27 protein-coding genes are annotated in these 16,870 nt (G+C 63.9%); 2 read left to right on the forward strand and 25 right to left on the reverse strand.

The genetic code is table 11. From position 1 onward, the window contains the following. Positions 1–387: 387 nt before the first annotated feature. The 24 genes from FHU31_RS32260 to FHU31_RS29415 form a co-directional block, all read right to left on the reverse strand. Positions 388–654, reverse strand: coding sequence for an HNH endonuclease (locus tag FHU31_RS32260; protein ID WP_167164639.1), 267 nt, complete (start codon positions 652–654; stop codon positions 388–390). Further along, complete coding sequence (locus tag FHU31_RS29300) at positions 655–1,245, reverse strand: hypothetical protein (RefSeq protein ID WP_167164641.1); 591 nt, start codon at positions 1,243–1,245, stop codon at positions 655–657. Positions 1,246–1,279: 34 nt separating this feature from the next. After that, positions 1,280–1,585: a hypothetical protein gene (locus FHU31_RS29305; protein ID WP_167164643.1), complete on the reverse strand. Its 306-nt coding sequence runs from the start codon at positions 1,583–1,585 to the stop codon at positions 1,280–1,282. Beyond that, positions 1,582–2,037: a DUF4326 domain-containing protein gene (locus FHU31_RS29310; protein WP_167164645.1), complete on the reverse strand. Its 456-nt coding sequence runs from the start codon at positions 2,035–2,037 to the stop codon at positions 1,582–1,584. The genes FHU31_RS29305 and FHU31_RS29310 overlap by 4 nt, the downstream gene beginning before the upstream one ends. Then, a complete protein-coding gene (locus FHU31_RS29315) occupies positions 2,030–2,509 on the reverse strand; it encodes an ASCH domain-containing protein (RefSeq protein ID WP_208411584.1) in 480 nt (159 codons plus the stop codon). Before FHU31_RS29315 ends, FHU31_RS29310 begins: the two co-directional genes overlap by 8 nt. Next, a complete protein-coding gene (locus FHU31_RS29320; protein ID WP_167164647.1) occupies positions 2,506–2,844 on the reverse strand; it encodes an HNH endonuclease in 339 nt (112 codons plus the stop codon). The genes FHU31_RS29315 and FHU31_RS29320 overlap by 4 nt, the downstream gene beginning before the upstream one ends. A gap of 2 nt (positions 2,845–2,846) precedes the next feature. After that, positions 2,847–3,248 (reverse strand): hypothetical protein, encoded by a 402-nt coding sequence (locus FHU31_RS29325; protein WP_167164649.1) that lies wholly within the window; start codon positions 3,246–3,248, stop codon positions 2,847–2,849. 5 nt (positions 3,249–3,253) lie between these two features. Beyond that, positions 3,254–3,556 (reverse strand): hypothetical protein, encoded by a 303-nt coding sequence (locus tag FHU31_RS29330; protein ID WP_167164652.1) that lies wholly within the window; start codon positions 3,554–3,556, stop codon positions 3,254–3,256. A gap of 90 nt (positions 3,557–3,646) precedes the next feature. Then, a complete protein-coding gene (locus tag FHU31_RS32095) occupies positions 3,647–4,798 on the reverse strand; it encodes a DNA polymerase III subunit beta (protein WP_167164654.1) in 1,152 nt (383 codons plus the stop codon). After that, positions 4,795–5,010, reverse strand: a complete 216-nt coding sequence (locus tag FHU31_RS29340) for a hypothetical protein (RefSeq protein ID WP_167164656.1) — start codon at positions 5,008–5,010, stop codon at positions 4,795–4,797. Before FHU31_RS29340 ends, FHU31_RS32095 begins: the two co-directional genes overlap by 4 nt. A 23-nt stretch (positions 5,011–5,033) precedes the next feature. After that, a complete protein-coding gene (locus FHU31_RS29345; RefSeq protein ID WP_167164658.1) occupies positions 5,034–6,314 on the reverse strand; it encodes a DNA cytosine methyltransferase in 1,281 nt (426 codons plus the stop codon). Then, positions 6,308–6,700, reverse strand: coding sequence for a cytidine deaminase family protein (locus FHU31_RS29350; RefSeq protein WP_167164660.1), 393 nt, complete (start codon positions 6,698–6,700; stop codon positions 6,308–6,310). Before FHU31_RS29350 ends, FHU31_RS29345 begins: the two co-directional genes overlap by 7 nt. Continuing rightward, positions 6,697–7,299 (reverse strand): YegP family protein, encoded by a 603-nt coding sequence (locus FHU31_RS29355; protein WP_167164662.1) that lies wholly within the window; start codon positions 7,297–7,299, stop codon positions 6,697–6,699. Before FHU31_RS29355 ends, FHU31_RS29350 begins: the two co-directional genes overlap by 4 nt. Next, the gene (locus tag FHU31_RS29360) at positions 7,296–8,330 is read right to left on the reverse strand and encodes a recombinase RecT (protein ID WP_167164664.1); all 1,035 of its coding nucleotides are present in this window, start codon (positions 8,328–8,330) and stop codon (positions 7,296–7,298) included. Before FHU31_RS29360 ends, FHU31_RS29355 begins: the two co-directional genes overlap by 4 nt. Then, positions 8,327–9,250, reverse strand: a complete 924-nt coding sequence (locus tag FHU31_RS29365; protein ID WP_167164666.1) for a YqaJ viral recombinase family protein — start codon at positions 9,248–9,250, stop codon at positions 8,327–8,329. Before FHU31_RS29365 ends, FHU31_RS29360 begins: the two co-directional genes overlap by 4 nt. Continuing rightward, positions 9,247–10,032 carry a hypothetical protein gene (locus FHU31_RS29370; RefSeq protein WP_167164668.1) on the reverse strand — a complete coding sequence of 262 codons (786 nt, stop codon included), beginning with the start codon at positions 10,030–10,032 and terminating at the stop codon, positions 9,247–9,249. Before FHU31_RS29370 ends, FHU31_RS29365 begins: the two co-directional genes overlap by 4 nt. Then, a complete protein-coding gene (locus FHU31_RS29375) occupies positions 10,029–10,502 on the reverse strand; it encodes a DUF732 domain-containing protein (RefSeq protein ID WP_167164670.1) in 474 nt (157 codons plus the stop codon). Before FHU31_RS29375 ends, FHU31_RS29370 begins: the two co-directional genes overlap by 4 nt. Next, entirely contained in the window at positions 10,499–10,771 is a 273-nt protein-coding gene (locus FHU31_RS29380) for a hypothetical protein (RefSeq protein ID WP_167164672.1), read from the reverse strand. Before FHU31_RS29380 ends, FHU31_RS29375 begins: the two co-directional genes overlap by 4 nt. A 73-nt stretch (positions 10,772–10,844) precedes the next feature. Further along, entirely contained in the window at positions 10,845–11,189 is a 345-nt protein-coding gene (locus FHU31_RS29385; RefSeq protein WP_167164674.1) for a hypothetical protein, read from the reverse strand. A gap of 277 nt (positions 11,190–11,466) precedes the next feature. Further along, positions 11,467–11,676, reverse strand: coding sequence for a hypothetical protein (locus tag FHU31_RS29390; RefSeq protein WP_167164676.1), 210 nt, complete (start codon positions 11,674–11,676; stop codon positions 11,467–11,469). 265 nt (positions 11,677–11,941) lie between these two features. Next, on the reverse strand, positions 11,942–12,262 hold the full coding sequence (locus FHU31_RS29395) for a hypothetical protein (RefSeq protein WP_167164678.1): 321 nt from the start codon (positions 12,260–12,262) through the stop codon (positions 11,942–11,944). Next, positions 12,259–13,065, reverse strand: coding sequence for a BRO family protein (locus FHU31_RS32100; RefSeq protein WP_263988175.1), 807 nt, complete (start codon positions 13,063–13,065; stop codon positions 12,259–12,261). Before FHU31_RS32100 ends, FHU31_RS29395 begins: the two co-directional genes overlap by 4 nt. 60 nt (positions 13,066–13,125) lie before the next feature. Further along, positions 13,126–13,530, reverse strand: a complete 405-nt coding sequence (locus FHU31_RS29410; RefSeq protein WP_234901762.1) for a GIY-YIG nuclease family protein — start codon at positions 13,528–13,530, stop codon at positions 13,126–13,128. Continuing rightward, complete coding sequence (locus tag FHU31_RS29415) at positions 13,530–13,835, reverse strand: helix-turn-helix domain-containing protein (protein ID WP_167164682.1); 306 nt, start codon at positions 13,833–13,835, stop codon at positions 13,530–13,532. Before FHU31_RS29415 ends, FHU31_RS29410 begins: the two co-directional genes overlap by 1 nt. A 112-nt stretch (positions 13,836–13,947) precedes the next feature. Here FHU31_RS29415 and FHU31_RS29420 point away from each other — a divergent pair, with 112 nt between their 5' ends. Continuing rightward, positions 13,948–14,772 carry a helix-turn-helix domain-containing protein gene (locus FHU31_RS29420; protein WP_167164684.1) on the forward strand — a complete coding sequence of 275 codons (825 nt, stop codon included), beginning with the start codon at positions 13,948–13,950 and terminating at the stop codon, positions 14,770–14,772. 440 nt (positions 14,773–15,212) lie between these two features. Continuing rightward, positions 15,213–15,716 (forward strand): hypothetical protein, encoded by a 504-nt coding sequence (locus FHU31_RS29425; protein ID WP_167164686.1) that lies wholly within the window; start codon positions 15,213–15,215, stop codon positions 15,714–15,716. A 1-nt stretch (position 15,717) separates the two neighbouring features. Here FHU31_RS29425 and FHU31_RS29430 read toward each other — a convergent pair whose 3' ends face one another. After that, the gene (locus FHU31_RS29430) at positions 15,718–16,866 is read right to left on the reverse strand and encodes a tyrosine-type recombinase/integrase (RefSeq protein WP_167164689.1); all 1,149 of its coding nucleotides are present in this window, start codon (positions 16,864–16,866) and stop codon (positions 15,718–15,720) included. Positions 16,867–16,870: the final 4 nt, after the last annotated feature.

Below are 16,870 nucleotides of genomic sequence, written 5' to 3' on the forward strand. Positions count from 1 at the left end.
GTGTTATCTGTAACGGTGTAACCGACGTGAGATCGCATCAGCCGACTCCGCGTGGCATCATGTAGTACCGGCATCCGCAACTGCACTCGGCGTGTACTGCTCGGATTTTTCCAGTGGACTCATCGAACGCGGTCACGTTCATGTGCGAACCCTCCATGTGCCCGCACGCAGGGCAGCGCGACAGCTTGGCCTTCAGGGATTCGGGCATAGATAAGCAGACCGCGTGATGCGGGAGGCCAATCCGACCGCCATTGAGGTCAAACTCCGCCTCGCCCTCTGGGATATCTTCACCGCACGTTGTGCACTGATCCGCCATTTTCACTTCTCCTAACTTTGAGTTCCTTCGTCGTGCACATGCGAAGCTGATCAGCTGAAGCCGGACACGCCCTACCCATGTGTAATTGGTTGGGACCGTTGGCGATGGGCGCGTCCGTCCGGTTCGTTACAGATAAGCACCGCTGGCATTGACGCCTTGCCAGCGTTGCAGTCCCTGCAGAGCGTCTGGAGGTTCGATGGATCATCCGACCCGCCCAGTGCGACGGGGATGATGTGGTCGATCTGGAGTTCAACCTCGGGTGCTCGGCGACCGCACTTTCGGCAGGCCTCACCGTCGCGGGTCAGGATCTCGTATCGGAGACGTTTCGAGACAGCCATTTACTTGGTGCCCTGCTTGGTTCCGATGACGGCGTCCCACTGTGCGACAGTCCATGCGACATCCCCAGCCGCGGTGTGGCGGGCGTAGTCCTCCGCCTTCACGCCGCGGTAAGCGGCGAGTGCATCGGACTTCCAGGGAGGGCCGTCTGGCGTGTAGAACAACGGGGGCTTACCGTCTAGCCGTGAAGCCGTTGCGAGTGCCCCGAACACGATGCTGGATATATCGAAGGGATGATAGTGGTAGCTCGGTGTCATCCCGTGCTTCACGATCAGCTTGTCGATGCGCGGCAGGTCGAATCCCGGGTTGCACGCGACGACGAGCGCACCGCGGGTGACGATGTTCATCATGACGGCGGCATCGAATTCTGTTGCCGCGTCGCTACGCACATACCGGTTGAGGTAGTCGTCGACGAACTGCTGCCCGTGCGGCGCCTTCGCGAGTTCGTCCAGCCAGTGCGCGGGGTCGTGACGGATCCGGAACTCCGTCTTATCCTCACCGCCGGCGGCGAACCGCCTTACCGCCGCGAAGTCCCACACAGGCGCGTCCGGGTGAAGGCCAAGGGTCTCGGTGTCGATGAAGCAAATATCCACTGTATCAATACCTTTCACGCATCGTAACGAGTCCTTATGTAAACCTGGCGGCTTCGCGCTCTACGAACTCCAGAAGCTCTGCAGCACGTTGCTCGGCCTCTGATGGCGGCAGCCCCCGGCCCTTGCAATACCGCAGGAGGTCGCGTCGCAGCAGGTCGCGGAAATCTGGCGTTCGCGGAGCGCGTTTACTCTCAAAATTGGATGCATGGCCGCCACCCTGGGCGTTTCCGTGCCACAGCACGCCGCCCGGTTGAACCTCCACGTATGGGCTGCCCGGATTGATCGTCTCGCCGCAGTCGCAGCGAACGTTGCCCAAGTAGGCATCGTGGCAGTCGCTCATGGTGTCCTCTCTGTGCTGATAAGTGGGCGCTGTGGTGCGGCGGGGTTGTTGGCGAGTTCCAGCAATACCGATGCGTGACAGGCGCGTTCGGGTGGGCACCAGCAGCACAAATCCCGGCCAGCCAACGTGTGGAGTTCGCCGATGATTTGGCCACGCTTGCGCGTCAGGATGGGCGGCAGCTCGGCGCAGGGCAGTTCCGTCAGGCCGCGGATGTCACCGGTGTCGAGCCATGCCCGGTACAGGGCGACGGCGCGCTCCTGGACGAGGGCGGAGGCATCGGGCCCGCCGGGGATGCGGTAGTGCACGTTGATGTCGTCGTGCACGTATACGGACTTGTAGTCGGCGCCGACCTTGAACGGGTTGCCGAACACCGTTGGGCGGCCTACGTAGACGGCGCCGGCGGGGATACCAGCCTCCCCGGCACGGCGCTTCCGCTGCACGCGATTAGGCATTGAGCACCGCCGCGTTGATACGGGCGATCACGTCTGCGGGTGGTGTCCAGAGTCCGAGCGCGCCACGACACGGGATGCCGGGGTCGGTCACCGGGTTGGTGCTGATCGGTCGCGGGTTGGCCAGGACAAGGTGGTACGCATCGCGCTCTGCCCACGATCCGCAGCAGGGGGTTGGCGGCCCGACCAGCGCGAGGCCTTCCCTTCGGGTTAAGCAGGCATGGGCATAGTGCACATCGACGAGATCAACGACTCCGAGGATGACGCCGTAGTCGAACACCCGCGGCGCGGTCACCCACTCGGGCGCATGCTTCGGCAGCCGGCGAAGCGCCTCCTCGTCCGCCTTCAGCCCGGCGTGGATCGCGACGGGTCCGCGGTACTTGCCGGCGATGTTGCGGGTGCGGTTCTCGATGTTCTTTCCCTGGTTGATGATCTGCCAGGCCCACGGCTGGCGGACTGTGATGGCGCGGATCATGCGGCTTCCTCGATTCCGCCGTCATCGTCGAGCAGCACCAGGCGCCGCGCCCCCAATACCCGGTCGAACCGCGACACCTTCACATCCGCCGGCACCCTCCGGTCACCACGCGGGATCGTCCACCCCTCAGTGATCGATTCCTCCGGGTGCTCGGTGACCCAGCCGTGGCAGCCGGTGGTGCCGGATCCGCAGAGCAGCATCAGATTCGATAGGGTGTCCAGGCGGCCTTGGGATCGGTTGCGTCGGTGGTGGGCGTTGTTGGCGCCCCAGATGCCGCAGATTTCGCAGCAGCCATGAGCGCGTTCATACAGCTGCGCCCGGGTCTTCGTCGCCACACTCATGACGCGGCTTTCTCTTCTGACTCAGCCTTCGGGAAGTCGTCGACGATGAGCCTTCTGCGCCACGACTCGGCGTGGATGACGTCCCACCGCTCGATGTGCGAGACGGTGGTCTTGTTGATGTCGGCGTCGTCGAGGTAGGTGATGTTCCATCGGAGGCTTCCGTCATCGCGCTGTTCACGAACGGCGATGGAGCCGGCGTCTGACCGCCGGATCATGCCGGCCGGGTCGCCGCACCTCTGTTGGTTCAGGGCCGCCATGGCGCCTTCGATGACGTTGCGCGCCGTCTTGTAGGAGTCCGAAGACGTTCCGCTGATCTCTAGTCTTGCCGCTTCTCGGAGGGTGGAAATGTCTTTGTACGTCAGGAGTATTTGTCCCGGAACGGGTTTCAGCTCGGCCATCGTCGTCACGCTCGTCCGGCGTTGGCGACGACAGGCTGCCAGTCGGATTGCATGGTTTGGACTTGACGGCTGACGACGTGGACGGTGTCGGCGATCTCGGGGGCGTTGAGATTCCGGTAGATGCTCTGGATTCGTTCGACCGTCTCGGCGGCGGACTTCGCGGTCAGGAATACGCATCCCTGCCCGGTGCCATCGGCGGGCGACCGCGTCGGCACCTCGTCGATGATGCTGTCGCCGAATCCACCGACGTAGCCGCGGTCTCCGATCTTGACGGCGTACTCGGTGTGAGTGATGACAACTGGCGCCATGTCAGTCAGTCCTCTCGTCGGTGTTGTCCTGGCTGCGGTCGCAGACGCAGGGGTCGGTGATCATGGGGACATCACCCCACTGGGCGCACCTCATCGGCGGGCCCCGTAGATGCCGCCGACCAAAGCGATGGTGTCGGTGTCCGGCTGGGCGAGGTTCTCGTCGATCTCCCCCGGGTGCAGGTGCAGATGCAGCCCTTCGGGGCGGAACGCCAACGTGACCATCGGGTCGTCGATGATGGCCAGGGCGGCGTGCAGGCGCCGGCTCGACACTGCGATCTTGCGGTGCCCGCCGTGATGAGTCACCTGCAGCTCGTCCGAGATGTTGCCCGTGGCGCTGTGGGTGGTGGTCACTGAGAGGAGGCCGTCGTCGACATCCAGGTCGACCTGGGCGACGAGGTCGTCGGCGATCGACATGGCCCGCTTCAGCATTGACTGCAGCGCTTCCACGGGGATGGTGGCGGTGGCGAAGAACTGCGGCCAGGCCATGATCCGGCCGGTGTCCGGGAAGCGTTCCTTCTCCTCCAGTTCCAGGACGCGGGTCATGACGGTGGTGGATTTGGTGCGCAAACCGAACATGGATCCGTTGAACAGGACCTCCACGTCGCCGGTGGTGTGGTCGGAGAGGGCTTTGATGGTGGCCAAGACGTCGGCGGCCGCGACGCTGATCTCCTTGTCCTCGTGCCCGGACCACGGGATCCTTCGGTTGCCGATGATGTAGCGGTCTGTCGCGCGCAGGGTGATCTGGTCGGGTGTGCATAGCATGTTCAAGGCGGCGAGGTTCGCGGGAAGGACATCGTTGGAGGCGAACCCGCCCACCACCTTCACGGCCTCGGTGAACAGATCGCGGTCGACCGTTCCGATCAGATCCTCGCTGGCCATGGCGGGTAGGTGCGGGTAGTCCTGCACCTGCATCATCGGGAGCTGGAAGACGGTGCGCCCAGCAGCAATCAACAGCTGGTTGCCGTCCACCGTGACCGTGGTTTCGGTGTCCTTCTTCGGGAGGTTCCCGGCCACCGCGCCCAGCAGCCGGCCGGACACGAGAACTGTGTCGGTGTCCATCACATCCGCCGGGACCACCCGAACGGTGGCGCGGTCGTAGTTGAAGCTCGACAGGGTGACGGTGCCGATCTGCGCTTCGATCAGGACACCACCCATGACGGGTGATGTGGATTTCGTTGCGATTGAACTGATCGCAGCGTTGATCGCGTCGGCCAGGGCCGCGGAGTTGATGCCGAATTTCACAAGTCCACCCCAGCCCTGTTGAACAGGTCGATTGCGTCGTCCTCGGTGAGGATGAAGACGCGGGCGCCGGGTCGGAAGTCGTAGGCCGACAAGCCTGGCGGGAAGTCGCCGGTGATGAGAACCTGGCTGGGTTCGGAAACCGAGATTTCGCCGTGCGCGGTGGCTTCGCCGCGCAGATAGGTGAGTGTGGGGTGATCTGCAGTCATGGTCATGCCTTCTGATCGACGTTGAATGGTCATGCCGCGCATCCGATTACGGGGAGCAGCTGGTGGAGTGCGGCGACGGCTTGCTGCGGGCACACGCCGTTGCCGATGATGCGGAGCTGGTCGTTGCGGGAGATCCCAGGCACATCAGTAACCCAGCCGACAGGCCAGCCCATCATCCACTCAGGGAAGGCGGGTGCGAGGCGGGGATTGCCTTTAGTGTTGGGCTCTGTCGGCGACGGGGCGGGCCGAGTCAAGTACTCCCAGCGGCGGATCGAGGGCTCGTATCTGCCCCAGTTCGAACCGATTTCACGAGTCGCACGGGCGCACAGCGTGACGAGGTCGTCGCCGCCCGATCCGTCGCGCGCTGCGCGCGCAAAGTCGGGACCACGTTCGGCGTCGGCGGCGGCCGGAGTCGGCAAGTAGTGCTCGATTGCCCCGAGAGCTGGGGACTTCCGAGAGTGCTCGCTGGGCGAATCGTTGCGCTTGTGGTCGGTGGACTTCGGCGTAGGGAGCAGGGCTACATCTGCATCACTGCGCTGGGCAACATCAGGTCGCCCGCCGATCCCCTCTGATTCGGCCCGCCCTTGGTCCCATCCGTCGCTCGCGGCGTCGGAAGAAGATGGCTTCCCAGCACCTCCGCTAACGAGCCATTGCCGTCGGCTACGTGCTGCCTTGCCGCTGGCGCCGTCATTGAGGCGTTGCCGTCCATAGCCCTCGGCGTCGGCAGGGTGGGCGAGCATAAAGACGCGCTCCCGCTGGTGGGGGGCTCCGACACTGGCAGCGGAAACAGTTGCCCACTGCGCGTCATACCCGAGGTCGGCCAGGTCTCCGAGAACGGCGCCGGCTGCTCGGAGAGCAGATCCACCTGCCCCGTCTCCCACAGTTGCGTCTGCGGATTCCACTCCGCGATGGGCTTCGGCACTGAGCAGTCCTCTCACATTCTCGATCACCACAAACTTGGGCCGCAGCGCGGCAATAGCGTTGGCGTACATGGCCCACAACCCAGATCGGGTTTCCGGACCGAGGCCCGCACGCCTACCAGCAGCAGAAACGTCCTGGCACGGGAACCCGCCGCACAACACATCAACCGGCGGGATGGCAGCCCAGTTCACGGATGTGATGTCGCCGAGGTTCGGCGCATCCGGGAACCGATGCCGGAGCACCTTGCCCGCAGGGTTCATCCGAGGATGGCCCTTCTCGTCGTGCAGGATCTCCAGCTCGCACTGCCACGAGACCTTCCCGCCGAACACCTGCTCCACGGCCATATCCAGGCCGCCAGCACCCGAGAACAACGATCCGATGCTCAGCATGGGTAGTGAGGCATCAGTTCGTCGGCGCGCAGCGTGTCGAGCTGCCCACCGGGAGTGCCTTGGAAAGTGACCAAGACGCCGGGGCCTCCGAGTTCGAAGATCCAGTCCATGCAGCCGCCGCACGGTGTGAATCGGTCACGCTCGGCAGCGATGACGATCGCGACGGCGGGGCCGTCGCCGGCGGATGTCATCGTGGTGAGGGCGTTGACTTCGGCGTGTACGTCGTGGGCACGGAACTTGTGCTCGACGTTGCAGCCCGTGTAGATCCAGCCCCGCCCGGACCAGACCGCCGCGCCGACGGCCGTCTTACCGATCAGTCGGGCGTTCGCGCGGGTCTCCCATGCGGCTTCCGCCAGCACGGTCCACTGCGCATCGGTGATCGTCATACCTGGTGCCTTTCGAGGATCTCGCGGACCCGCAGCAGCGGGTATTCGACGTACTCGGTGTCGGCGGCCGCTGTGACCGTGGCATCCATGGCGGGGTTGTCTCCACCGACCACGACATGGAAGGCGCTGCTGGGCGTGTATTCATCGGGATATCGCCCGTACGCACTGCCCTTCCACTGGATGAGGTCACCGTCGGCGCTGGCGAAGCATTCGGGGCCGATCACCGTGGTGCCGTTCAACCCGGTGTGCGGGTATGCCTGACGTAGGAGTTCGTCGGCTTCCCCGTCACGTACCAGGTAGACACTGGACTCCTGCCCGTACTGCAGCCGGATGGCATGCTCGGCGTCAGCGCGATTGAAGTACCGTTCGCCCTGGCCGACGATCTCGTGGTTTCCGCCCTTGGCGTTCCAGCGGAACGGCTGGAATCGCTGCAGGTAGTCGCGGTACGCGGCCTCGATCAGTTGCTGCTGACCGCCGGTGAGACCATGGAACCCACCGTCCCGTCGAAAGTCGACGCCGGGGTGATCCTCGGCCCACGGGCCGAACGCAAGCGGTTGTTCTTCGATCAACTCGACGTACACGGTCGGGATGTCGGTCATTTCGTCTGAGTCCCTTCGGATTCGGCCGCCGCAGAGTCGGCGGCGTTGATGATGTCGGTGACGACCTGCTGCACGGTCCCGGCTTTCGTCGCCTTGTTGAGGGTGGTGACGGCGTCCTGCAGTTCGACGTCGTCGACATCGGCGGGGCTGTTCAGGCCGGTCCGGCCGACGAGACCACCGACGACCAGGAGCTGCTGCTCGGGTGTCGTGACGTCGGCGCCGACGAGCAGTTGGTTGAGGCGGTCCTGCCACTTCTTCCTGGATCCGTCGCTCAGCTGCTTCTGCTCGGTGGTTTTCCCGGGTTCGGTGATGTCGCCTTCGACGACGGTGGCTTCGCGGGCCCGATCCCGGATCGTGGAGCCACCGCGGCCGCCGCGCTCAGCGCGCGGGACGGGGGTGCCGTCGGAGTCGATGACCGTGGGGTCATCGCTGCCCTCCAGTTCGATGCCGGCGAAGTCCGCGGGGAACGCCTTGCGCCAGCACGCCGCCTCCGCGCGCACCGACAACTGGTTGCACGGCGACTTCTTCCACATCGGCGTGAGCTCACCGCGGCCGGAGAACTGGGCGAACTCTTCGAACAGCACCGTGGTGGCCACCGGTGTGTCTGCGATGCGCAGCACGTACTGCGCGGCCACCGGGGTGCCCTTGAACACCTGCCGCCAGTCCCCGTCCTCCCCCGCCCACACCGCCGGGTCGTGGGCGACCTTCACCCCGGCTTTCGCTGCGGCGCGCATCCCGATCAGCCGGAACCCGTCGATCGCCGTCTGGATGGACTGCTTCACCACACGCCGGGTCTCCAGGCGGGTGTTGCCGTTCTCCATCTCCACGCGGACCTTCACATCGGTCTCGCGGGGGATCATGTAGATCTGGCGGGCGAACGGGTCCAGCCCGGACCGCTTGCATATGTGGAAGAACAGATTGAGCTCTGCGGGTTCGGCGGATTCGATGCCGACCTGGCGGAGCATCGCGATTTCCTGATCACTCCACGACGTCTTGTAGTCGCCGGTGGTGGCGATCTCGGTGCTGGTCATGCGACTTCTTCCTGCGCTTTGGGGGGTTTCACGGCGTACAGGGCTACGGCGCCGCGGCTGGGCTGACGGCGGGCGATCTTCACACCGTTGGTGGTGGCGAACTGCGAGTCGCCCATCAGGTCCAGGACGCGGGTCTTGGCGAACCGTTCCCGTTCCTCCGCAGCCTTTTTCGCCGCCACAGCCTCGTGATACTCAGCCGCGAGATCTTCGGGGATCGGGGCTTCGGATGCGGTGACGATGCCGGGGTGCTGGGACCGGACACACTCATAGGTGGGGACGGTGTTGTCCAGATCGGGTTCGACGCCGGCCTGCACGGACTCCCAGAACTCCAGGCACTTAGTGACGATGTATGCACCAGTCGGCGGGTCGAACGGGATGGTGTAGAGACCTTCGTTCCAGAACGGGCCCAGCGCGAGCAGCTGCCCGGGGCGTTTGGTGAGGCCGGTGAACAGCATCTGCGCCTGGACCTGCGTCCAGTAGTCCTCGGGGCAGTCACCGGTGAAGTTGTCGCCCCACTTCTCCATGTCCGAAAGGTCGCGTGCGAGTTTGAATTCCACGCAGTGCTGCACCTTGTTTCGGGTGGCCCGACGGTCGAGTGTCGCCAGGACGGGGAACCCGAACTGTTCGGCGGGGATGACGAACTGCAGCTCCCCGCGGGACAGGGTCCAGCCGGGGTTGCGGGAGCGCCACCGGTTCGCCGCGGACGCCTCGTAGTCGTGCCCGACCTGGTAGATGTCCTTCGGCTCACTCGGCGGCAGCGACCCGTTCATGCGGTGCCACAGCGAGTACGGCGACTCCCACCGTGAAACACCCAGGATGGCGGCGACTTTCGACGGGGTGATGCACTGCAACCATTCGTCGGTGCCGGGTGCGATGTAGCCGGGCTGGCCGGGCCGGAAGACTCCTGCGGTGAGGGTCATGATGCGACCTTCCGTTCTTGCTCCAGGTATCGCTCGATCTGCCGTTTCACGCTGGCCGGGTCGTCACGGTTGAGGCGCTCTGTGATCGCGTCGAGGCCGGTCACTAAGCAGTGGTCGCGCAGCTCCTCGTACTTCTCAGCGAAGGAGACGAAGCGATGGGCGTCGTGCTGCGGCTTGGCATTCGGGTCGTCGATGGTGTCGTCGTCCCACGCGATCGGCGGCGCCCAACCCTTCAGCTCAGCGAACCGGGCAGCCTTCCGACCCGGGCCCGGCACGTCCTGCAGCTCGTTGAACAACTCGTCGATCCGCCGGGCCCAACGCACCGTCACCTTGGTCTGCTGCCCCGAGGTGAGCGCAGCCAGCCGGCGCCTGTCGCAGCCGACCCGGGCGGCCAGCATCTCGGCCGACCACCCCATCCGCGCCAATGCCTGGATACGGCGCTGCGAACCGATCACCGATATTTGGGCGCCGTCGGCGAGTATCGGGTCAAACACGCAGGCAGGCAACGGGATAGCGAGGATGATGGCTTCCGTTCGCCGCGACACCCGAGTGACGTTCGGGAGCGCCTGCAACGCCGCACGTGTCAGACCGGACAACGCTTCGATCCGCCGGTGCCCCATCCCCCGGGCGCGCAACCCTGCGACATGCTTCTGCACCGCGGCCGCGTCGACGTAGAAGCAATCCCACTTCCCGTAGGCCATGAGCCGTCGCCGCAAGCTGGCCCAGTGGGTGCTGCACAGTCCACGGGCGTGGACTTCCTCGTCGCACTTCGTGCACGTCACGCTTGCACCGCTTCGGTGCCGAACTGGGGGCAGAAGACAGCGTTCGCGAGGGCGGCGAACTGGGCGGCATCGTTGCGGCCGATCTTCGGTTCTGCCCGGTCGATCGCGGTGACAATGTCGAACGGCGCCGCCCCGGCCAACAGGAGTTCACAGACACGGTGCCCGTTCGCGATGACGCCGGCCGATTTACCGTGGTCGTAGGTGAAGCCTTCAGCGGCGAGCACCGACAGGAACGCGGCATCGTCAGCTGCATCGGCGCGGGCCTCCGGGGTGGACAGCAGCACGAGGACGACACCGATCAGCGCGCCGATGCCCATGAGGCTGAGCGATCCGAGGCTGAAGAACCAACGTGCAGCACGCCCTAACCGGGTGCGCGGCCGGCGACGCGACTGCGCGTCCCGCAGATCGAGCTCCTGAAGTACGCGCGGAATATCGATTCCGTTGAACGGGTAGCTACTCTTCTCGCTCATGCTCCGACCGCCTTGACGTACAGCTTCGCGATGAAATGGAGCCACTCCACCGCGGCGTCCTTGTCGGATGCACGTAGGTAGGTCCCGGGAATAGTGAGGGCGTCAATCTCAGGGACCCCGCCGAAGATGACGATGCACCAGTCCTTTTTGATCAAGAACGCGGAGGCCACCCAGAACTTTCGGGCGTCTACGACCTGTATCCGCGGCCCGCTTGGCGTGTGCTGTTCACAGAGTTCGTAACCGACCTCGGTTACTGTGTTGGTTGACATCGGATGAGTCCTTCCAGTGGGTGATTCCGTTGTCGATGAGCCCGCTCCCGGCCTGTCCCCGGGGGTGGGCTTACTACTTGGTGCGGGTGTGCTGCGGGAACATCTGGGACGCCGCAACGCAATTCGGCGGCAAGGGCGGTGGTTCGTCGGCTGGGAACTCGTCCTCGATGAGGCAGTCATGGCACGGACCAGACCGGCCATGCACGAGGCATCCCCAGAACGGTTCGACTGTTGGGTGGGTCAGGACTGGGGCGAGGAAGTCGTCCGGGTCGGTTCCGAGGTCGTAGCCGGCCTCGATGAGCGCGTCACCGCGGCGCTGCGCATCCGACTTCGAGAACAGGCTGGCGATGTTGTCGAGCGCTTCGCACATCACACCAACGACGATGTCCCAGCCCGGACGAAACACCCCGGCGCTCACGACCGGCCGCCGTTCACGTCAAAGAGTCCTGGCACGTCAGCCTGAATTCCATCAGACGTAGCCACCCTGTTGGCGACACACGCACCGCCCACAACAGGAATCGCGAGTGGCCATAAAACGCCAACCGCAATCGGTAGGCCAAACTGGTGACCGTAATAGCAGTATTTGTGCGCGCTGCAGCTCGGACATTTGCCCATCAGGCGCAATCGGGTTGCAAACCCAATCAGTCCGCCGAGAAACAGGTACACGCCCACAATCAGCGCGACAACCAAAGCGCTCATGACCGTCCCCGCAGCTCGAACGGCCGGGGATCCTCATCAGCCGCGCGGTCCGCAGCATCCAGCACAGCCGACTCACGCGACCACGCCTCCGCCCACCGGCCGGCCAAGCCCCGTGCACGCTCCTGACTGCGGCCCCACCGCACAGCAGCCAGCAGGATCAGCACGAGCACGGTCAGCGGACCCCACAAATCAACGACCGCGGTCATGACGCCCGCCTCGCCCTCGACCGAGACGAAAGCCCATCCAAGATCGACACCGCCGGCCGCTCATCACCCGAAGACGGCCCGGCATGCTGATTACGCGACGACAACCACGCCTCGACATCCTCATCAGTCATCCGCCACACCCCCCGACTGATCCGCTTACCCGGAATCTCCCCCGAAGCCAGACGCCGCTTCAACCAACGAACACCGTCCTTCCAACCAGCCGGAAGATGCTCAGCAGCAACCTGTTCCAGTGAATACGACTGCTTCATGAGACCCGCCGAGCCGCAACGATTTCGAATGGATCGGGGTTAGCGAGATCGAGACCCATTTGGTCTGCGAGGTACGGCAAGCAGAAGTCCAGATCGCGACTGCCGGTAGCAGCCGCCGCTTCCGAGGCACGACGCCGCCCGGCCTGGATAGCCAAAGCTGACACATTCCCCTCGGTTGCGACGAACGCTTCGGGGTAGCCGGTCAGGATCGACAAACCTAGCGTCGAGAACATCGGCTCACCGTTGATCAACGTTGCGACAGTGCGCCATTCACGCCCGTCGTCCGGAACGTGCGGCAGCATCTGTGGGCTGTTCATGCGGCCTGCTCCTTGGCGACCAGGCGTGCGATGGCCTCGGCACCCTGCGGCGTGATCTTCAAGGTGTGCATCACCTCGGAACCACGGAACCGCGGCGCCTCATGGACCTCGACCCTGCGGAAGTACCTCTTCTTGTCGGATTTCTCGCTGTATCGATTGCGAGTGACCTTCTTCTGCTCCTTCTCCGACCATCGCGAGTCGGATTGGCAGTAGATCCAGTCTTTTTCGATGAGAAGTTGGCGCAGCCACTTCTCAGTGACTCCATTTGTCGAAGCAACAGTGGAGAACGAAAGGAGGTCTGCATCGGTGACGTAGGTGTCGACATACGACACCTTCGGTGCATCAGTCGTATTCTTCTGCTCCAACTGGAAGATTCGCGCGTCACGCGCCTCCAGCGTCTTCATCGCCTCGGCATATCCGGCTGCCATCAACTCAGGACCGGCAAGGGCGGGTTGTGCGTTGAAAGATCCGGTCCGGCGAACCTCAGGGAGGAGCGTTCCAGTGACCCAGCGACGGAAGGTGATGGCTTCTGGCTTGTCGCTGCGAAAGATGACCTCGTACATGCCCGATTCGTTGACGAGAGTTGCATGCTGGATGCGACCCTTCGCGTCCGCGATGGGGTAAGCGTGCCTTAGGGCATCAGAGTCGAGACGCTGAGCGACGACGCTCGGATTGCTCAGGCTGAGCACCTTGCACAGATCGGCGAGCACGAACTCTGGATATCCGTCGATGACGACGACGCGTACCTGGGTGTCTCCGTAGTTGAACGGAACGAGCGATCCCTTACCATTGAGTTCTGACACTGAGCTTTCCTCTCGGTTGTCGGTGGCCCTCACCCCTAGCCGGGTGGGGGCTTCTTTTGATCAGGCGGTCTGAAGATCGGGAATCTGCACGGGGATGTCGTGGCCGAAACGAAAGCGGTAGTGGCGCCCGAGTTTTTCAAGGCGCTTGAGCCGCGATGGAGTCATCGGTTCGGAGAGGTTCGTAGACGCAGTGACGTAGTCGACGTACTCAGCTGCGGTCCAGTTCTCACGACTTCCGCGGCCAAACAGATTCCAACGAGGCTTCTCGGCGCGGATCGCTGCATTCTCGGCAGCACGGCCACTCCACTTGTCGGCATACACCTTGCTGACCACCCGGCGCGCCTGGTATGCCCACCACGAGTTCAGCTCGTGGGACTTCAGCCGGCCAAAGAGATTGACGGTGCAACCCACATAGATGAGCTGGTCGTTTTCGTCGTACACCCGATAGACGTAGTGCGGGGCCATCACGCCACCACCCCAGAGCGTCGCTCACGAGGCTCGTAGGCGGTATCAACATCAGTGGGGTGGATTCCGAGCGCCTCCGCTATCGCGGCCAGCATCTGAGTGCTGGCGCGCCGGTGCCCGAGCTCGATCGCTGAAATCGTCCCCCGGTCAACCTTGAGCCCCAGTTCCTCATTGATGTGGTCGCAGATGGCCTGCAATGTGAGCCCCTTGGCCTTCCGGAGGGTCGCGATCGTGACCATCGGGATTGGCACCGCCGGCCTTTGCTTGGCGTACCGACCGGACTTGATCGGAGTTGGCTTGGGCATGAAGCCAAGAGTACGGCAAACATTGGCTCTCGTCCAGCGTTTGGTGTGGATTACATCGGTTTAGATGCGGAAGAACATTGGCGTAACTAAATGCGCAGGTAGAACTACATCTGTGATGTTTGCCAAGCGTGGGTATTGTTTGCCAAAGTTTTCGGGCATTGTTGGCCGCATGGAATCAGGTATGGATTGGGAGCGGCTCGGCAGATTCGTCAGAGATGCTCGCGGTACCCGCTCCCAGAAGGACATCAGTGACAACGGGGGTCCGTCGGACGAGACGATCAGCAAGATCGAACACGGAAAATGGCGCCCGAAACGTAGCGTCGCCGATACCCTGGGCAAGCTCGAGACTGCTTTTCAATGGGCCCCCGGGAGCGCCGACTTAGTACTACGCGGGGGCGTCCCAATCGTGCGTACTGGGGGCACCGCTGATGATCGCGGGCCGAATATGTCCGATGAGTTCGAGGCGGTTAAGACCGAGGCGCTACGGCAGCTCGCCGAGCGCGACCGGACGGTCGACATCCAGACACGCAAGTTGGTTGACCTGTGGCGTCAGGCGCGCCCACTTTCACAGCCAGACATCTTCCTAGCCACGAGCGACATCGACGGACTAACTGATGCCGCGGTCAGCTTGGCCCGTGAGGTGTCGTCCTATGCGGAGCAGGCAGTTGGCGGTTACTCACGCATGCAGGCATTGGCGCAGGCCCGAGTGGATGAGATCGATCGGGAATCGGGACAGCAGCGGTTTTTCGAACCGAAGGAGAAGAGTGATGTCGTGGAAACTGAAGCGTCGACGGGAGCATCGACGGAAGGCGACAAAGCCGAGGAGGAGTTACTGAACGAGGCGGAACGGGCGCGTAACCTCCGACGCCTGCAAGCTCGACTCTCTCCAAACGCCGTACCCGTCGAGGACACCGATGACAGCCGTGATCACGGATGAGGGCCACGTCTGCACCGGGTAGTGGTCGAGGCGATTAGCCAACTCCCTCCGAAGCACGTGGATGCTGGGTTGGCGTTGGATGCGAGGCGCGCCCATCAGAGATTCCCCCTTGCTGTGGGTGCGACTAACTCCCCCGCAGGTCGTCGCGTCAAGACATGGTTTGCGAAAGCGTTGCCTTGCTGGCTGTTTAGCAAAGATGACAGCGCCTGATGTCAGACTTTGCCCTAGCAACAGTTCGCTTCGCTAGCAGTATGGGTCACAAACACGGAACCCGCACCGAGTGCCTGTAAGGTTCCTGCGGTTTCAGTCGAAAACACCTGTGCGAATAACGGGTTCCGCAGTTTGGACTCAGTCCAGGATGGCGTTCGGCCCGTCGTCTGTTCGGATGACATTCGAGCGGGCGCCTGATGAAGGTCATCAACGGCACCTACGATCGCCAAATGAGCAGGACGCGCAACCTGGCGGTGTCCGTCGTCATCGGGGGAGCAATCGTGGTGTCAAGCGACATCGCCTCAGCTGCCCCGTTCTGTTTCAAGACCGGGCCCGGGTATCAGAAGTGCGTCGTCAGCGGCCACGACTTGACGCCGATCTACCAAGGCCCCGAGGTGTTCACCGGCGGCAATGTCCCGTGGGTGCCCACATACACCCAGCCGGCCGCCCCCGCGATACCGCCCGACGCCGCGCCGAACCCGATCGACACGCTCGCCACCTGGGTCATGTCCAGCATCCAGAACACGTTCGACGCCAACCCGGAAAACGCGCAGGCCAACGTGAGAGTGCAGCGGGTGTCGCTGACGCAGACGGGCCCCACCACGTTCGAGGGGATCGCGACGATGACAGCGTTCGGCAACCCACCGCACGATATCCCCGTGCACGTGTTCAACGACAACGGGACGCCCAGCTGGAAGATCGACCCCGGCGTGATGATGGTTCTGCTGCAGTGACCTACTGATCGTCGTCGGAGCGGCCTTTGAGGAGTGCGGCCATGACGTCGGCGGCGGCTTTGAATGAGGTGCGGTCGACGTCGGTGTAGATGTCGGCGGTCACTGAGATGTTCTCGTGGCCAAGCACCCTCGACACGGTGGTGATGGGTTGTCCGGCGGCGAGCATCCATGAGGCGCAGGTGTGCCTGAGGTCGTGTGGGGTGGGTACCGGGTCGAGTCCGGCTGCGGCGACCGCGGAGTCCCACACGTAGCGGCGGAACGCCCAGTACCGCACGGGGCCGCCGTCGCGCTGGTTGGTGAACACCCAGTCCCCGGAGAGGTCCAGGGCATCGATGACGTCGGCGGGCAGGTTGATGGTGCGGCGGGACCGTTTCGTCTTCGGTGGGCCGAGGGTGTAGCCGCTGCTGGGTGAGTACTTCCATGCCTGCCGGACGCGTACGGTGCCCTGCCGGATGTCGACGTGCTTGGGTTGCAGGGCGGCGACTTCGCCCCATCGCATTCCTGAGGCGACCATGAACTCGAGCATGGGCTGCCAGGGCGGTGGTGTGGCGGTGCGCAGCGCGTCGTACTCGTCGACGGTGAGCATCCGCATCTCGTGGTCCTGGCTGGCCTTGCGCTTGGGTAGGCGCCGGCCGGCGGCCGGGTTGGATGGGATGTGGCCGGCTTTGACCGCGGTGTTCAGGGCTGCCGACAGGAAGCCGTGTTTGTTGGCGATGGTCTTGGGGCCGTTGGGGCGCGCGCGGCGGCCGGTGCCGCCGCCGGCGGCTAGTGAGTCGACCCAGGTGGCGATATCGGACTCGCGCAGTTTGGCCAGGGGGATGGATCCGATCGGCCGGGCGGTGATGTCGGAGCGCAGGTATTCCTCGTATTTGTCGAGGGTGTACTGCTCGATTCCGGTCAGTGCGTCGATGTGGGTGCGTACCCAGTCGGCGACGGTGAGTTCGGTCTTGTGGTTTTCGCGTCGCGGGGTGGGGTTGAGTCCGTGCATCTCCATGGCGCGTAGTGGGCCGTGGGCTTCGATGGCGGCGCGGAAGGCTTCGGCGGAGAGGGTGTCGTTGAAGGCGAGTGCGCGTTGGCGGTTTTCGAGTCGGAACAGGACGGTGTGCGCGACGGTGCCGTCCTTGCGGTCGACCTTGCGGATGGACGCCATGACG

It is taken from the genome of Mycolicibacterium fluoranthenivorans (genome assembly GCF_011758805.1).
In the GTDB taxonomy this organism is placed as follows: Bacteria; Actinomycetota; Actinomycetes; order Mycobacteriales; family Mycobacteriaceae; genus Mycobacterium; species Mycobacterium fluoranthenivorans.

Bases quoted from the DNA above. Each gene is read 5' to 3' on its own strand.
- FHU31_RS29380 (WP_167164672.1), bottom strand. From the start codon at position 10,771: ATGTCAACCAACACAGTAACCGAGGTCGGTTACGAACTCTGTGAACAG.
- FHU31_RS29365 (WP_167164666.1), bottom strand. From the start codon at position 9,250: ATGACCCTCACCGCAGGAGTCTTCCGGCCCGGCCAGCCCGGCTACATC.
- FHU31_RS29315 (WP_208411584.1), bottom strand. From the start codon at position 2,509: ATGATCCGCGCCATCACAGTCCGCCAGCCGTGGGCCTGGCAGATCATC.
- FHU31_RS32260 (WP_167164639.1), bottom strand. From the start codon at position 654: ATGGCTGTCTCGAAACGTCTCCGATACGAGATCCTGACCCGCGACGGT.
- FHU31_RS29425 (WP_167164686.1), top strand. From the start codon at position 15,213: ATGAGCAGGACGCGCAACCTGGCGGTGTCCGTCGTCATCGGGGGAGCA.
- FHU31_RS29340 (WP_167164656.1), bottom strand. From the start codon at position 5,010: ATGACCATGACTGCAGATCACCCCACACTCACCTATCTGCGCGGCGAA.
- FHU31_RS29345 (WP_167164658.1), bottom strand. From the start codon at position 6,314: ATGCTGAGCATCGGATCGTTGTTCTCGGGTGCTGGCGGCCTGGATATG.
- FHU31_RS29355 (WP_167164662.1), bottom strand. From the start codon at position 7,299: ATGACCGACATCCCGACCGTGTACGTCGAGTTGATCGAAGAACAACCG.
- FHU31_RS29410 (WP_234901762.1), bottom strand. From the start codon at position 13,530: ATGGCCCCGCACTACGTCTATCGGGTGTACGACGAAAACGACCAGCTC.
- FHU31_RS29360 (WP_167164664.1), bottom strand. From the start codon at position 8,330: ATGACCAGCACCGAGATCGCCACCACCGGCGACTACAAGACGTCGTGG.
- FHU31_RS29310 (WP_167164645.1), bottom strand. From the start codon at position 2,037: ATGCCTAATCGCGTGCAGCGGAAGCGCCGTGCCGGGGAGGCTGGTATC.
- FHU31_RS29305 (WP_167164643.1), bottom strand. From the start codon at position 1,585: ATGAGCGACTGCCACGATGCCTACTTGGGCAACGTTCGCTGCGACTGC.
- FHU31_RS29325 (WP_167164649.1), bottom strand. From the start codon at position 3,248: ATGGCCGAGCTGAAACCCGTTCCGGGACAAATACTCCTGACGTACAAA.
- FHU31_RS29390 (WP_167164676.1), bottom strand. From the start codon at position 11,676: ATGACCGCGGTCGTTGATTTGTGGGGTCCGCTGACCGTGCTCGTGCTG.
- FHU31_RS29350 (WP_167164660.1), bottom strand. From the start codon at position 6,700: ATGACGATCACCGATGCGCAGTGGACCGTGCTGGCGGAAGCCGCATGG.
- FHU31_RS29415 (WP_167164682.1), bottom strand. From the start codon at position 13,835: ATGCCCAAGCCAACTCCGATCAAGTCCGGTCGGTACGCCAAGCAAAGG.
- FHU31_RS29395 (WP_167164678.1), bottom strand. From the start codon at position 12,262: ATGAACAGCCCACAGATGCTGCCGCACGTTCCGGACGACGGGCGTGAA.
- FHU31_RS29375 (WP_167164670.1), bottom strand. From the start codon at position 10,502: ATGAGCGAGAAGAGTAGCTACCCGTTCAACGGAATCGATATTCCGCGC.
- FHU31_RS29330 (WP_167164652.1), bottom strand. From the start codon at position 3,556: ATGGCGCCAGTTGTCATCACTCACACCGAGTACGCCGTCAAGATCGGA.
- FHU31_RS29430 (WP_167164689.1), bottom strand. From the start codon at position 16,866: ATGGCGTCCATCCGCAAGGTCGACCGCAAGGACGGCACCGTCGCGCAC.